Origin of the sequence: Tepidicaulis sp., from assembly GCF_965222285.1 — a bacterium.
GTDB lineage: Bacteria > Pseudomonadota > Alphaproteobacteria > Parvibaculales > Parvibaculaceae > Tepidicaulis.
The window spans coordinates 443010-455350 of the sequence record NZ_OZ244942.1; the positions used below are offsets into that span (position 1 = coordinate 443010).

The 12341-nt window shown below is 61.6% G+C and carries 13 protein-coding genes; all 13 read left to right on the forward strand.

Translation table 11 applies throughout. The features are described 5' to 3' along the window. The first annotated feature begins 2 nt into the window (after positions 1–2). The 13 genes from flgA (at position 3) to flhA (ending at position 12330) form a co-directional block, all read left to right on the forward strand. Entirely contained in the window at positions 3–455 is a 453-nt protein-coding gene (gene flgA / locus ACOQOT_RS02005) for a flagellar basal body P-ring formation chaperone FlgA (RefSeq protein ID WP_420560714.1), read from the forward strand. 12 nt (positions 456–467) lie between these two features. After that, a complete protein-coding gene (gene flgH / locus ACOQOT_RS02010) occupies positions 468–1196 on the forward strand; it encodes a flagellar basal body L-ring protein FlgH (RefSeq protein WP_420560715.1) in 729 nt (242 codons plus the stop codon). Positions 1197–1227: 31 nt separating this feature from the next. Beyond that, a complete protein-coding gene (locus ACOQOT_RS02015; protein ID WP_420560716.1) occupies positions 1228–2403 on the forward strand; it encodes a flagellar motor protein MotB in 1176 nt (391 codons plus the stop codon). A 146-nt stretch (positions 2404–2549) separates the two neighbouring features. Next, entirely contained in the window at positions 2550–3824 is a 1275-nt protein-coding gene (locus tag ACOQOT_RS02020) for a flagellar hook protein FlgE (protein ID WP_420560717.1), read from the forward strand. Between the two features lie 57 nt (positions 3825–3881). Beyond that, positions 3882–5360, forward strand: a complete 1479-nt coding sequence (flgK, locus tag ACOQOT_RS02025) for a flagellar hook-associated protein FlgK (RefSeq protein ID WP_420560718.1) — start codon at positions 3882–3884, stop codon at positions 5358–5360. Between the two features lie 14 nt (positions 5361–5374). Beyond that, entirely contained in the window at positions 5375–6430 is a 1056-nt protein-coding gene (locus ACOQOT_RS02030; RefSeq protein WP_420560719.1) for a flagellin, read from the forward strand. A gap of 70 nt (positions 6431–6500) precedes the next feature. Beyond that, the gene (flgB, locus tag ACOQOT_RS02035; protein ID WP_420560720.1) at positions 6501–6896 is read left to right on the forward strand and encodes a flagellar basal body rod protein FlgB; all 396 of its coding nucleotides are present in this window, start codon (positions 6501–6503) and stop codon (positions 6894–6896) included. Between the two features lie 17 nt (positions 6897–6913). Beyond that, complete coding sequence (gene flgC, locus ACOQOT_RS02040) at positions 6914–7333, forward strand: flagellar basal body rod protein FlgC (protein ID WP_045446007.1); 420 nt, start codon at positions 6914–6916, stop codon at positions 7331–7333. Between the two features lie 11 nt (positions 7334–7344). After that, entirely contained in the window at positions 7345–7677 is a 333-nt protein-coding gene (locus tag ACOQOT_RS02045; RefSeq protein ID WP_420560721.1) for a flagellar hook-basal body complex protein FliE, read from the forward strand. A gap of 23 nt (positions 7678–7700) precedes the next feature. Further along, positions 7701–7967, forward strand: coding sequence for a flagellar biosynthesis protein FliQ (fliQ, locus tag ACOQOT_RS02050; RefSeq protein ID WP_045446005.1), 267 nt, complete (start codon positions 7701–7703; stop codon positions 7965–7967). A gap of 8 nt (positions 7968–7975) precedes the next feature. After that, complete coding sequence (locus ACOQOT_RS02055; protein WP_420560722.1) at positions 7976–8647, forward strand: hypothetical protein; 672 nt, start codon at positions 7976–7978, stop codon at positions 8645–8647. A 102-nt stretch (positions 8648–8749) separates the two neighbouring features. Further along, positions 8750–10237: a flagellar protein export ATPase FliI gene (fliI, locus tag ACOQOT_RS02060; RefSeq protein ID WP_420560723.1), complete on the forward strand. Its 1488-nt coding sequence runs from the start codon at positions 8750–8752 to the stop codon at positions 10235–10237. Further along, positions 10234–12330 (forward strand): flagellar biosynthesis protein FlhA, encoded by a 2097-nt coding sequence (flhA, locus tag ACOQOT_RS02065; RefSeq protein WP_420560724.1) that lies wholly within the window; start codon positions 10234–10236, stop codon positions 12328–12330. Before fliI ends, flhA begins: the two co-directional genes overlap by 4 nt. Positions 12331–12341 lie beyond the last annotated feature (11 nt).

Consider the following 12341-nt stretch of genomic DNA (forward strand, 5'->3'; position numbering starts at 1 on the left):
CCATGCGTACGCTTCTTCTCGCTTTGAGCTTTCTGTTCGTCCTGCCGGCTGGGCCGCTTTTTGCCGACGAAGAAGCGGAAACGCCCGTGCCCGCGCGGCGGATCGAGCGCGGCGAGGTCATTCGCGAGGCGGATTTGCGCCTTGCCGCGGTGGAAACGCGCCAGCTGCGCCCCGACAGTCTTTTGGATGAAGGCGCGATTGTCGGCATGGAAGCGCGCCGCACCTTGCTGCCCGGCCGCGTCATTTCCTCCCTCGCATTGCGCGCGCCGCTCATGGTGGAAAAGAACTCGCAAGTCTCCGCCCTTTACCGGGACGGCACGCTGGAGCTCAACCTTCTGGCGCTTGCCCAGGATGACGGCATGAAAGGCGACACGGTGCGCCTCACCAATCCTTCCACCGGCAACACGGTCTATGCCGTGGTCACCGGCCCCTCCCGGGCCCGGATCACCCATTAAGGGAGCCTGCCCATGCGCCGCCTCTTCATTATTTGCTGTGCTCTTCTTCTTGCTGCCGGCTGTTCGCGGCTGGAGCGCGTGGGTCAGGCACCGGACTTTTCTCCCATGGTGGTGGGTGAGCACGGAGAAGGCGCGCCGCGCCAGATTTCCTTTCCCATGCCCGGCGATATGACGAAGAAGCGCAATTACGCCTCGCTCTGGCAAACGGGCGAGCGGGAATTTTTCGCCGATGTGCGCGCCAAGAAGATCGGCGATATCGTGACCGTGCTCATCGATATCGATGACAAAGCGCAGCTGCGCAATTCCTCCGAGCGCTCGCGGGAAAATTCCGAAAACGCCTCGCTCGATGCAGGTCTCGGCCTGCAGCAGGTGGTGGAAGATAAAATCCGCGAACTCGATTTCGACCAGGGCGTCGATCTCGGCAGTTCCAGTCTGTCGCGCGGGCGCGGTGACATCAACCGCAACGAACAGATCAATCTGCGCATTGCCGCCGTGGTGACGGATGTGCTGCCCAACGGCAATCTGGCCATTGCCGGGCGGCAGGAAGTGCTGGTGAATTACGAAATGCGCGATCTGCGCATCACCGGTGTCATCCGGCCCATCGATATCGATGCGGAAAACCAGATCGAATACAAGGACGTGGCCGAGGCGCGCGTTGCCTATGGCGGGCGCGGCATGCTCTCGGACGTGCAGCAGCCGCGCTATGGCCAGCAGGTCTACGACATTCTGATGCCCTGGTAAGGCCCCACAGTCGAAAGAAAAAGAGGCCGCAATGGCGCGTATGGCAGAAACCCCGCAGGAAGTCGTGATCGTCCGTGTGAAGCGGCACGACCATGAGCTGGAAGGCGCCCATGGCGGCGTCTGGAAACTGGCTTATGCCGATTTCGTCACCGCGATGATGGCGTTCTTTTTGCTGATGTGGCTCGTCAACGCGACGACGGAAGAACAGCGCGACGGGATTTCCGCTTATTTCAACCCCATGGCCGTTGCGACCGGCGCGTCCGGCACGGACGGGTTGATGGCGGGGCGCACCGCCGATACCGAAGGCTCGATGACCGCGCCGAACGGGGAAGGCGAGCGCCCGCACCCGGTTTCCGCACCGCCCTCCGTTTCCACCATCGGCACGGAAAAACGACGTCCTCAAGGGGCGGAAGAAGGCCGCGGGGTGAGCGCGTTCAAAGATTCCGCTGCTCAGCACGAGCCGCCGCTCACCGCGCAGCTTCCCTCCGAGCCCATGAAAATCGGCGAGACGGCGCCCGTTGCCGTTGCCGCCTTCAACGACCCCTTTGCCGAGCCGAGCGAAAAGATGGCGCAGCTTTATCAGGATGCGCGCGCGCCCGCCGAGCTCGATGCCGCGGCCTTCGAAGAGCATGAAGGCGAAAAGTCAGCTCAGAAAATCGAACCTTTCGATGGACCGGAAGCGGGCGCGCCCGGCAAGGCCGCGCTCAGCGAAAGCGAACTTCTGGCGCATCTGGAACAGGGCGAGCAGCTGGAAGGGCTGAAGCAGAAGCTCCTGGAGAACCTGCGCGAGTTGATGGAGAAAAAGGGCCTCAATGAGAATATCCGCCTCAATATCGAGGAGGAGGGCCTGCGCATCCAGATCATGGATGACAATAAATTTTCCATGTTCGCGGTCGGTTCCTCGGATGTGACGGCGGAAACGGCTGCGATCATGCAGGCCGTGGCCGAAGTGCTGGAAGACGTGCCGAACGGGCTGATGATCACCGGTCACACGGACGCATTGCCTTACAAGGGTACGCGGAACTATTCCAACTGGGAACTTTCTGCGGATCGGGCGAATGCCGCCCGCCGCCAGCTTCTTCTCAACGGGCTGGCGCCCGAGCGTGTCCTGCGTGTCGAAGGGCATGGCGACCGGCGCCCGCTCATCGAGGAAGATACGTTCGATCCGCGTAACCGCCGGATTTCCATTCTGGTTCTGGCGAAATGAATGCGAAGGGCGCGATTTTTTATTCCCAGCTTAAACATCGCGCTCTAGCGTCAATCTGCGCCGGTTAGACGGCGCGGCATCCCAAGAAGGGCTCTGCGTCCCCAAGAAAAGGCGGGGCATGCTTGCGAGAGTAACAGGAGCTTGCAATGAGCCTTTTGGGTGCCATGCGCGCCGGCGTTGCCGGGTTGAAAGCGCAGTCGATCAAATTCGGCGCGATCGCCGACAATATTTCCAATTCCAGTACCGAAGGGTACAAGCGCGCCAGCGTCGAGTTTACGACCATGGTCACGCAGTCGCCGAGCCGCACGAATTATACCGCAGGCGGTGTGCTGCCGTCCGTGCGCACCGAAATCGGTAAATCCGGCAGCCTCATCACCTCGACGAGTGCCACGGATATGGCGATCGGCGGGCGCGGTTTCTTCACGGTCTCCAAAAATCCGGGCGATCCGAACCGCACTTTCTCGCTGACCCGCGCAGGCTCCTTCATTCCCGACAAGAACGGCAATCTCGTCAACCGGGCGGGCTATTATCTGGAAGGCTTTGCACTGAACCCGGACGGCACTTCCGTCATTCCCTCTCCCTCGCGCGATACGTTCGGCGATATGGAGACCGTGAATATCGCCAATCTCGGTTTTGCCGGCCAGGCGACGGCGAATATCGACTTTGCCGCGAACCTGCCCCAGCAATTGACGGGCACGGGCACGCCCACGGCGCCGGTCGAAACCTCCATGACTTATTTCGATCCCCTCGGCGCGTCCCGCCGCCTGACGCTCGAATGGCAGCCGGATATCGCAACGCCCAACCAGTGGACGCTGAACGTCATCGACTATGACGGCACGAATATCGGCTCCGTCGACTACACGTTCCACAATGCCGGCGCGCTGGCCGGGGCACCGCAGACCATCACGACGGCGCTGCCGTTTGCGAACGGCACGGCGACGCTTACCACCGTGGACGGGCAGAATATCGACCTCAAACTCGGCGCCGTGGACAGTTTCAACGGCGTGGTGCAGTTCGTCGGCGATTATGCGCCGAACCGCATCAACGCGGACGGCTCGCAGATCGGCCAGCTCCAGAAAGTGGAGATCGACAAGGACGGTACGATGTTCGCGATCTTCAATAACGGTCAGCGCACACCGGTCTACCAGATCCCGCTCGCCGATGTACCCAATACGGACGGGCTCGTCTCCGAAGACGGCAACGTTTTCCAGCTTTCCCAGGCCTCGGGTGCCGTGCGTCTCTGGGATGCCTTGAGCGGGCCGACGGGCGAGGTGATCGCCAATGCGCTGGAAGCTTCCAACGTCGATATCGCCGAAGAGCTGACCGAACTCATTCAAACCCAGCGCGCCTATTCCTCGAACGCCAAAATCTTCCAGGCGGGCGATGAAATGCTGACGGAGCTGAGCAGGCTCAAACGCTAGGCGTATTTTGAGGAAGCTGCCTGAGTAAAAAAACTCAGGCGGGGAAACGGAAAGACGATGAGTATTTCACAGGCCATTCAATCCGCCTTGAGCGGGCTGAACGCAACCCAGACCCAGGCGGCGATTGTCAGCCGCAACATCTCAAACGCGCAGACCGAAGGCTATGTGCGCAAGGATGTAGAGCTGGGCAGTCTCGTCGTCGGCGGCTCCGGGGCGGGCGTTTCGGTGCTCTCCATCTCACGGACGGTGGACGAATTCCTCATCCGCGATGTGCGCACCGCCGCCTCCCGTGTCGGCTATCAGGAAACCTTGAGCGCCGCGCTTTCCCTTTATACCGATCTCGTCGGCCAGCCGCAGGACGAGCGCTCGCTCGCCTCGGCGCTGGGCGAGTTTCAGCGCGAGCTGGCGCTTCTGGGTGAGAATCCGGAAGACGTGGCACTGCAGCAGGCCGTTGCCGCCAAGGCGCGGGATCTGACGGGTGTTTTCAAGAACACCGACAGCGCCATCCGCCAGCTGCGTGAAGACGCCGATGCACAGATTTCCGGTACGGTGATCAATATCAACCGGGACCTGAGTGAAATTCACCGGCTGAATCTCGAAATTCAAGGCCGGGGGCGTGACGGCGATATTGGTGATCTGCTCGATCAGCGCGACAGGTTGATCGATAAGCTGTCGCAGGAAATCCCGATCAATGTGCTGCCTTCCAATAATGGCGTGACAATCCTGACACGGGGCGGGGTGACGCTGCTCGATAGCGAAGTGCATCCTCTTTCTTTCGCCGCCTCGCCGGTTATCCCGCCGAATGCCGCCTATACACCGCCTCCCGGCCCCTCCGCTTTGAGCGGGCTGACCGTGGACGGGGTGGATATTGCACCGGGCAGCAATTATCCAGGCGCGCTCGATGGCGGCAAACTCGCCGCGCATTTTGAAATCCGCGACCGGCTGATGCCGCGCTTTCAGCGCCAGGTTGATGAACTGGCAAGTCAGCTCACCGCCGCCTTTCAGAATGCGGATGCGACGGTAACGGGTGTGGCGCCGAACGATACCGGCCTCTTTACCGATGCGGGCGCGGCGCACGACCCGCTGGCCTATGCGCCGGGTCTTGCCGGGCGCATAGGACTCAATGCTCTGGTTGACCCGCTGGCGGGCGGCGATCCTTCACGTATCCGCGATGGGGTGCACGCGGCCGTACCAGGCGCGGCGGGCGATCCGACACAGATCCAGGCCTTCAGCTCGGTCTTCACGCAAACCTTCGGTTTCGATCCGGCGGCAGGCATTCAAACCTCCGCGACGCTGCTCAATTACGCCTCAAATGCTTCCTCGGACGCGCACACATTGCGCAGCACGGCGCAGAATAATGCGAAGTCGGAAACCATTGCCTTTGACAGCCTGTCCAATTCGCGCCTCAGCAAGGACGGGGTCAATATCGACGATGAAATGCAGAAAATGCTGAGCATCGAACGCAGCTATGCCGCCAGCGCGCAGGTCATCTCTGCCGCCAACCGCATGCTCGATCAGCTGCTGGCCTCGTTCTAAGCGGGAGAGAAAAGATGAATATCGGCTCCGTATCCACGCTCGCCATGTCCCTGCAGGCCCGCAAAAGCGTTGCCGACACGCAGCGCGAGCTTTTGCATCTGCAAGGTGAGCAGGCGACCGGCAAGAAGCGTGATGTGGCAGGCGATCTCGGCGCCTTGACCTCCCGCGACATTCTGCTGCGCGAGGCCTTCAGCGAGGCCGAAGGCTTCATCACCTCCAACAAGACGCTGGCCTCACGCCTTGAAATTACCCAGGCGAGCCTGACGGGTGCGCGGGACAATGCCAATTCGTTCATTTCCAATATCGTGGCGGCATTGCACGGCGAGGTCGCCATCGAGCTTATTCCGGACGCTGCGCTCGATCTCATCGGCAATCTGGAAGGCGCGCTCAATACATCCTTCGGCGGGCGCTCGATTTTCGCGGGCACCGCGGTCGACCAGCAGGCATTGCAGCTCAACGATCAGGTGAATGGCGGGACGGGCTTTGCGCCCATGCAAGTCATTCAGGACGTAATTGCGGCCAAGCCGCCGGTCACGGACGCGGCCACGCTGAACGACCTTCTGACCGGACCCGATGGTATTTCGACCGTTTTCGACAGCACGCATACCAATGCTGCCTACCGTTTCAACACCACCTTCTATAATGGCAACACCCAGGGCGTGACCGCGCGGATCGATGCGGAAACGACGGTGAATGCCGGTGCGCGGGCGGATGATCCGGGCGCCCGGCTGATCATGGAAGCCGCCTATGCGCTGGCCGCCATCGATCCTGCCTCCATGCCGAGTGTGGAATACCGCACGGTGCTGGAAAGCGCGCTCGACAAGGTGCAGCGCGGCATCGGCCTTCTGGAGCAGACCCAGGCCATCTTGGGTCTTTCCGAACAGGCCATCGAGCGGGCACAGACGCGCCACGATCTCACCTTGAATGTCGCCACCCGCCAGATCAACGAGCTGGAAGGCGCAGACCCGTATGAAACGGCGGTGCGTCTTTCCAATGCGACGACGCAGATCGAGGCGACGTTCTCCATCACCGCGCGTCTCAGCCGCCTGTCGCTGATGAATTATCTTTAAGGGCGTAAAACCGAAACCCGGGTTTAAAGCCGCGCCTCTAGGCTGAACTTAGTCAAAAGGAGACGGACGGATGGAACCTTTCGGTATCTCGCTTTTCGGTCTTGCCAGCGACCGCATGTCGTATCTTGCGATGCGCCATCAGCTGGTGGCGGAAAATGTCGCCAATGCGAACACGCCGGGCTATGCGGCGCGCGACCTCAAGCCCTTCGATCAGGAATTGAGCGCGGCGGAAGTGCGCCTTGCTCAGACCCGGAAGGGGCATTTGGAACTTGCGAGCACGGCAAGCGGCAATCTGAAAGTCGATGCGAAAACCAAGACCTGGGAAATCGTGCCCTCCGGCAACAGCGTCTCGCTGGAACAGGAAATGCTGAAAGCCTCGGAAGTCGTCACCTCTCATGCGCTGGTCTCCAACGTCTATAAAAGCAGCTTCAACATGCTGAGCACGGCGCTCGCAGGGCCGCGGTAAGGGAAGGGAATAATCTCATGTTCGATCCTTTAAGCGCGGCCATGTCGATCGCGAGCTCTGGCCTGAAAGCTCAAAGCCAGCGCCTGCGCGTTGTGTCGGAAAACGTCGCCAACGCCAATTCCACGGCGCAGGTGCCGGGCGGCGATCCTTACCGGCGCAAGACCATCACCTTCGATGCCGAACTCGACCGGGCGCTCGGCGCGTCCAAAGTACAGGTGAAGTCCATCGGCGTCGATAAATCCGATTTCAAACTCATCCACGACCCAAGCCACCCGGCGGCGGCTGAGGATGGATATGTGAAACTACCCAATGTCTCCGCGCTGGTCGAAATGGCCGATATGCGCGAGGCGACGCGGTCTTATGAAGCCAATCTCAACATCATCGATCAGGCCCGCAAAATGGTGATGCGGACCACCGATCTGATGCGCCGGGGTTAAGGAGAACGATCATGGCGGCTGTCGGTTTCGTCGGTCAGGCGGCAAAACTCTACGAAGAGGCAAAAACCTTCGGCACAGGCGTAACCAATGGCCCGGCCAAGGTGAAAGAGCCGAGCAAGGCGGATGCGGCCGAGTTTTCTAATTTTGTGGAAAACATGGTTTCCCAGTCCGTGGGCACGCTGCGCCAGGCGGAAAGCGTGTCGGCAGCCGGCATCAGCGGCAAGGCAAGCGCCCAGCAGGTGGCCGAAGGCGTGATGGCGGCGGAACTAACGCTGCAATCGGCTGTCGCCATCCGCGACAAGCTCGTCTCCGCCTATCAGGAAATCATGCGCATGCCGGTTTGACGGCGGATAAGTTTGGGGCAGTCATGAACGAAGCAGATGCCATTGACCTGATCCGCGATGCGGTGTGGACGGCTTTTCTCGTCACCTCGCCCATGCTGGTGGTGGGCATGCTGGTAGGCATCGTCATCGCGCTCTTGCAGGCGCTGACCCAGGTGCAGGAAATGACGCTCACCTTCGTGCCCAAGATCGGCGCCATTCTGGCCGTCGGCGTGATTTCCGCGCCCTTCATCTATCAGGGGCTTTCCCGTTTTGCGTTCGACCTTTTCGAGCGCGTCGCCACAGGATTTTAGGAGAGCTCATGCCCGCGCCCATGTATCACGCAACGCTTGCGAGCCCCGGCCCGATGAAGGCGGACCGGGCGGGCGCCGTGCAAAAGGGCGGCGGCGATCTCGATTTCGGCGATTTTCTCGATGCCATCAACCCGCTGCAGCATTTGCCGGGCATTTCCACGCTTTATCGGGAAGTGACGGGAGACACGATCAAAGCACCGATGAAAATTCTGGGCTCGGCCATTATGGGCGGCCCGCTCGGCGTGATCGGCGCGATTGTCGACACTGTAATCGAGGAAGTGACGGGCAAGGATATGGGCGCCCATGTCATGGCTTTTTTGACGGGTGAGGATGAAGGCCCGCAATCCCCGGTAACTGTTGCCGGGGCGCAGGCGCCGGAAGAAAGAGCTCGCGTCACCATCGATATTGCAAGCGCCCGGCCTGTGCCCGGCGCCGAGGAGGCCCGGCTCGATCTCGCTGCGGCACCCCCGCCGCCGGCTCCGGCTGCAAGCGTGAGGGAGCCGGAAGCTATGCCGGCACCCGGCAAGGTCGCGCCGCTTCAGCTCGCCTCCGTGACCGAGAGCAGCGCCTATGAAGGCACGCAAATCCCCCGCGAGCTGATGGAAGCGCTTTACCGCATGCACCAGCAGCAATACCAGGACGCCCATTATGAGCGCCCCGGCATGGACACCCGGTTTTAGGTGTCCCTTTTCAGGCCGCAGAACTTATACCCCCGTTTAAACGCCGCTCTTTAGCGTTGCCTAAGGCCGGAAACGGCTCTCTTTTTGGCAATGGCAGGTATCATGCGGCGGCTCGAACAATTTCAGACAGTGCTGGAGCAGCTTCCCGGGCCCGTTTACCGCGGCACGGTGACGGCCTGCAGCGGCCAGACGATGCGGGTGCGCGGGCTGGAGCGTAAGCTCTCGGCGGGCGACCGCTGCGATATCCTGGCGCAGGACGGGCGGCGCATCGCCTCCGAGGTGATCGGTTTTGATGGGGAAAGCAGCCTTCTCATGCCGTTCGAGGCAGCAGAAGGCATTGCCCTTGGCGCCCGGGTGGAAACCCAAGGCACGGGCGCAAGCGTCAAGCCGCATCCGGGCTGGATCGGCCGGGTGGTGAACGGGCTCGGCGAGCCGGTGGACGGTAAAGGCCCGCTGCCGCAGGGCGAGATTGCCCGGCGCCTGCGCGGCGTGCCGCCCTCGCCTTATGGCCGCCGGCGGCTCGGGCCGAAGCTTGAAACGGGTGTGCGTGCGCTCAATGTCTTCGCGCCGCTGTGCCGGGGTCAGCGCATCGGCGTTTTCTCCGGTTCCGGTGTCGGCAAATCCACCCTGCTTTCCATGCTGGCCCGGGGCGGCGGCGCGGACGTCGCCGTTATCGGCCTCATTGGCGAGCGCGGGCGCGAGGTGCAGGAATTCCTGCAGGAAACATTGGGCGCCGAGGGGCTGAAGCGCGCGGTCATGGTGGTCTCCACCTCCGATGAAAGCCCGCAAATGCGCCGCCAGGCGACTTACCTGACGCTGACCGTCGCAGAAACCTTCCGCGACCAGGGCATGCAGGTCGTCTGCCTGGTCGATTCCATTACCCGCTTTGCCATGGCCCAGCGCGAGATCGGCCTGACGGCGGGCGAGCCTCCGGCCTCCAAAGGCTATCCGCCCAGCGTCTTCAGTGAAATGGCACGGCTTCTGGAACGGGCCGGCCCCGGCATGGAAGGCCAGGGCGACATTACCGGCATTTTCACGGTGCTTGCGGAAGGGGACGATCACAACGATCCCATCGCCGATGCCGCCCGCTCGATCCTTGACGGGCATATCGTGCTGGAGCGGGCGATTGCCGAGCGCGGCCGCTTTCCCGCCATCGACATTCTCAAAAGCGTTTCGCGCGCGCTGCCTGCCTGCCATGCGCCCGAAGAAGAAGCGATCTGCCGCGAAGCGCGCCGCTATCTCGCTGCCTTTGAAGAAATGCGCGAGCTCATTCAGCTCGGTGCCTATAAGGCCGGCGCCGACCCGCTGGTGGACCGGGCGATCGAACTTGAGCCGGCGCTCGAAGCCTTTCTGGCGCAAAAGGCCGATTGCCGCGCTTCGCTGGAAGAAAGTTTTGCCGAACTTGCCGAGTTACTCGGCCATGCCGGCGCGGGCGAGTTGCCGGAAGAAGAGGCGGCGGAGCTTACCCCGGTGCCGGAACCGGCATTTGAGCATGAGCTGCCGCCCGAACTTCTCGCCGATCTGAGAGCTATGGAAGAAGACGGCGGCATCGTCATTGAAGAACCGATCATGAAAGAGGCGCGCTCGTGAGCGAAACATTCGTCCAGAAATTCCCCGCCCTCGATCAGTTCACGCGCGGCGGATTGCAGCACCGGGATATCTGGTTTGCGGCGGGCATCATCTTCATGCTCACCATCCTCTTTTTGCCGGTCCCTTCCTGGGGGCTCGATATCGGTCTTGCAATCTCCGTTGCCTTTTCCGTGCTGGTCTTGATGGTGGCGCTCTGGATCCATAAGCCGCTCGATTTTTCTTCCTTTCCGACGATCTTGCTGGTCGCAACCATGTTGCGCCTTTCCCTCAACATCGCCTCGACGCGGCTCATTCTTTCCGAAGGGCATGAGGGACCGACGGCGGCAGGGCATGTGATTTCCGGCTTCTCGCATTTCGTCATCGGCGGGAATTTCGTCATCGGGATGATCGTCTTCGCCATTCTCGTGACGGTGAACTTCCTCGTGATCACGAAGGGCGCGACCCGTGTTGCCGAGGTTGCGGCCCGCTTTACCCTTGATGCCATTCCCGGCAAGCAGATGGCCATCGATGCCGATCTTTCCGCCGGGCTCATTGACGACAAGCAGGCCCAGCAGCGCCGCTCGGAGCTGGAACAGGAAAGTTCGTTCTTCGGGTCTATGGACGGGGCCTCGAAATTCGTGCGCGGCGATGCCATTGCCGGTCTCATCATCACCTTCATCAATCTCGTCGGCGGCATTCTGATCGGCGTTGCGCAAAAAGACCTCAGCTTCTCCGAAGCAGCCCACGTCTATTCGATCCTTTCCGTGGGGGACGGGCTTGTCTCGCAGATCCCGGCGCTCATCGTCTCGCTCGCCGCCGGTCTTCTTGTTACCAAAGGCGGCAACCAAGGCTCGGCCGATCAGGCTTTACTCCGCCAGCTCGGTGCTTACCCGAAAGCTTTGCTGCTTGCCGCGATCCTGATGGGGCTGCTCGCCATCACGCCGGGCATGCCGTTCTTCCCCTTCCTGCTGCTCGGCGGCTTCTTCGGCGGCATCGCCTGGTGGTTGCCCCGGCTTTTCGAAGAGAAGGAACGCGAGCGCCAGCGCGAGGAACTTGCCGCGGCGCAGCCCAAAGTTTCCGAGGAAACGCCCATCGAAGAGCTTTTGCGCATCGAGGATATTCAGCTTGAAGTCGGCAGCCAGCTCGTCCCGCTGATTGTCGGCGAGAATACGGGGCTGACCGCCAAGGTCTCGCTCCTGCGCCGGCGCTTTGCCAAGCAGTATGGGTTCTACCTGCCAAAGATCCGCGTGAAAGATAGCGGCTTTCTGGAGCCTAAAGCCTATGAGATTTCTGTGCAGGGCGTGATTGTCGGCAAGGGCGAGGTCTGGCCGAAATATATGCTCGCCATCGACCCGAGCGGTTCCGCCGAGCCCATCGAAGGCCAGGAAACGCGAGAGCCAACATTCGGCCTGCCGGCCCGCTGGATTTCCCGCTCCATGGCCGAGCGGGCGGAAAGCAAGGGTTATACGGTGGTGGATGAGGAAAGTGTTGTCATCACGCACCTGACCGAAGTCATCAAAGATAATCTGAGCTCGCTTCTGACTTATGCAGCGCTGCAGAAGCTCCTGGATGGGCTCGATGGGGACTATCAAAAACTCATCGCCGATCTCGTGCCGGCGCAGGTCACCATGGCGGCGCTGCAAAACGTGCTGCAAAGCCTGCTGGCCGAACAGGTCTCGATCCGCAATCTGCCGCTTATTCTGGAAGCGGTGGCGGAAGCGGCACCCCATTCGCGCAATGTCGGGCTCATCGTCGAGCATGTGCGCGCCCGCCTTGCTCAGCAGATTTGCCAGACGCTTGCCGGGAACGACGGCTTCCTGCGCGCCGTCACGCTGCAGCCGAAATGGGAGCAGGCTTTCATGGACCATATCGAGCAGCAGGGCGAGGACCGCGTCTTCACCATGCCGCCTTCCATGGTGCATGACTTCGTGCTGGCCGCCCGGCCCGCCATTCAGCAGCAGATCGGCGCGGGCGATCCTTTCGCCATTCTCGTCGGCCAGGAAATCCGCACCTTTGTCCGGTCCCTGCTTGAGCGGGTGAGCGCGGCGACGCCGGTGATCAGCCATGCCGAACTGCACCGCAAGGCGCCGGTCAAAGTAGTGGCGCAGATATGAGCGGGGGCGGC

Bases quoted from the DNA above. Each gene is read 5' to 3' on its own strand.
- flgA (WP_420560714.1), top strand. From the start codon at position 3: ATGCGTACGCTTCTTCTCGCTTTGAGCTTTCTGTTCGTCCTGCCGGCT.
- flgC (WP_045446007.1), top strand. From the start codon at position 6,914: ATGTTCGATCCTTTAAGCGCGGCCATGTCGATCGCGAGCTCTGGCCTG.
- ACOQOT_RS02030 (WP_420560719.1), top strand. From the start codon at position 5,375: ATGAATATCGGCTCCGTATCCACGCTCGCCATGTCCCTGCAGGCCCGC.
- fliI (WP_420560723.1), top strand. From the start codon at position 8,750: ATGCGGCGGCTCGAACAATTTCAGACAGTGCTGGAGCAGCTTCCCGGG.
- ACOQOT_RS02015 (WP_420560716.1), top strand. From the start codon at position 1,228: ATGGCGCGTATGGCAGAAACCCCGCAGGAAGTCGTGATCGTCCGTGTG.
- flgB (WP_420560720.1), top strand. From the start codon at position 6,501: ATGGAACCTTTCGGTATCTCGCTTTTCGGTCTTGCCAGCGACCGCATG.
- ACOQOT_RS02055 (WP_420560722.1), top strand. From the start codon at position 7,976: ATGCCCGCGCCCATGTATCACGCAACGCTTGCGAGCCCCGGCCCGATG.
- flgH (WP_420560715.1), top strand. From the start codon at position 468: ATGCGCCGCCTCTTCATTATTTGCTGTGCTCTTCTTCTTGCTGCCGGC.
- ACOQOT_RS02020 (WP_420560717.1), top strand. From the start codon at position 2,550: ATGAGCCTTTTGGGTGCCATGCGCGCCGGCGTTGCCGGGTTGAAAGCG.
- fliQ (WP_045446005.1), top strand. From the start codon at position 7,701: ATGAACGAAGCAGATGCCATTGACCTGATCCGCGATGCGGTGTGGACG.
- ACOQOT_RS02045 (WP_420560721.1), top strand. From the start codon at position 7,345: ATGGCGGCTGTCGGTTTCGTCGGTCAGGCGGCAAAACTCTACGAAGAG.
- flgK (WP_420560718.1), top strand. From the start codon at position 3,882: ATGAGTATTTCACAGGCCATTCAATCCGCCTTGAGCGGGCTGAACGCA.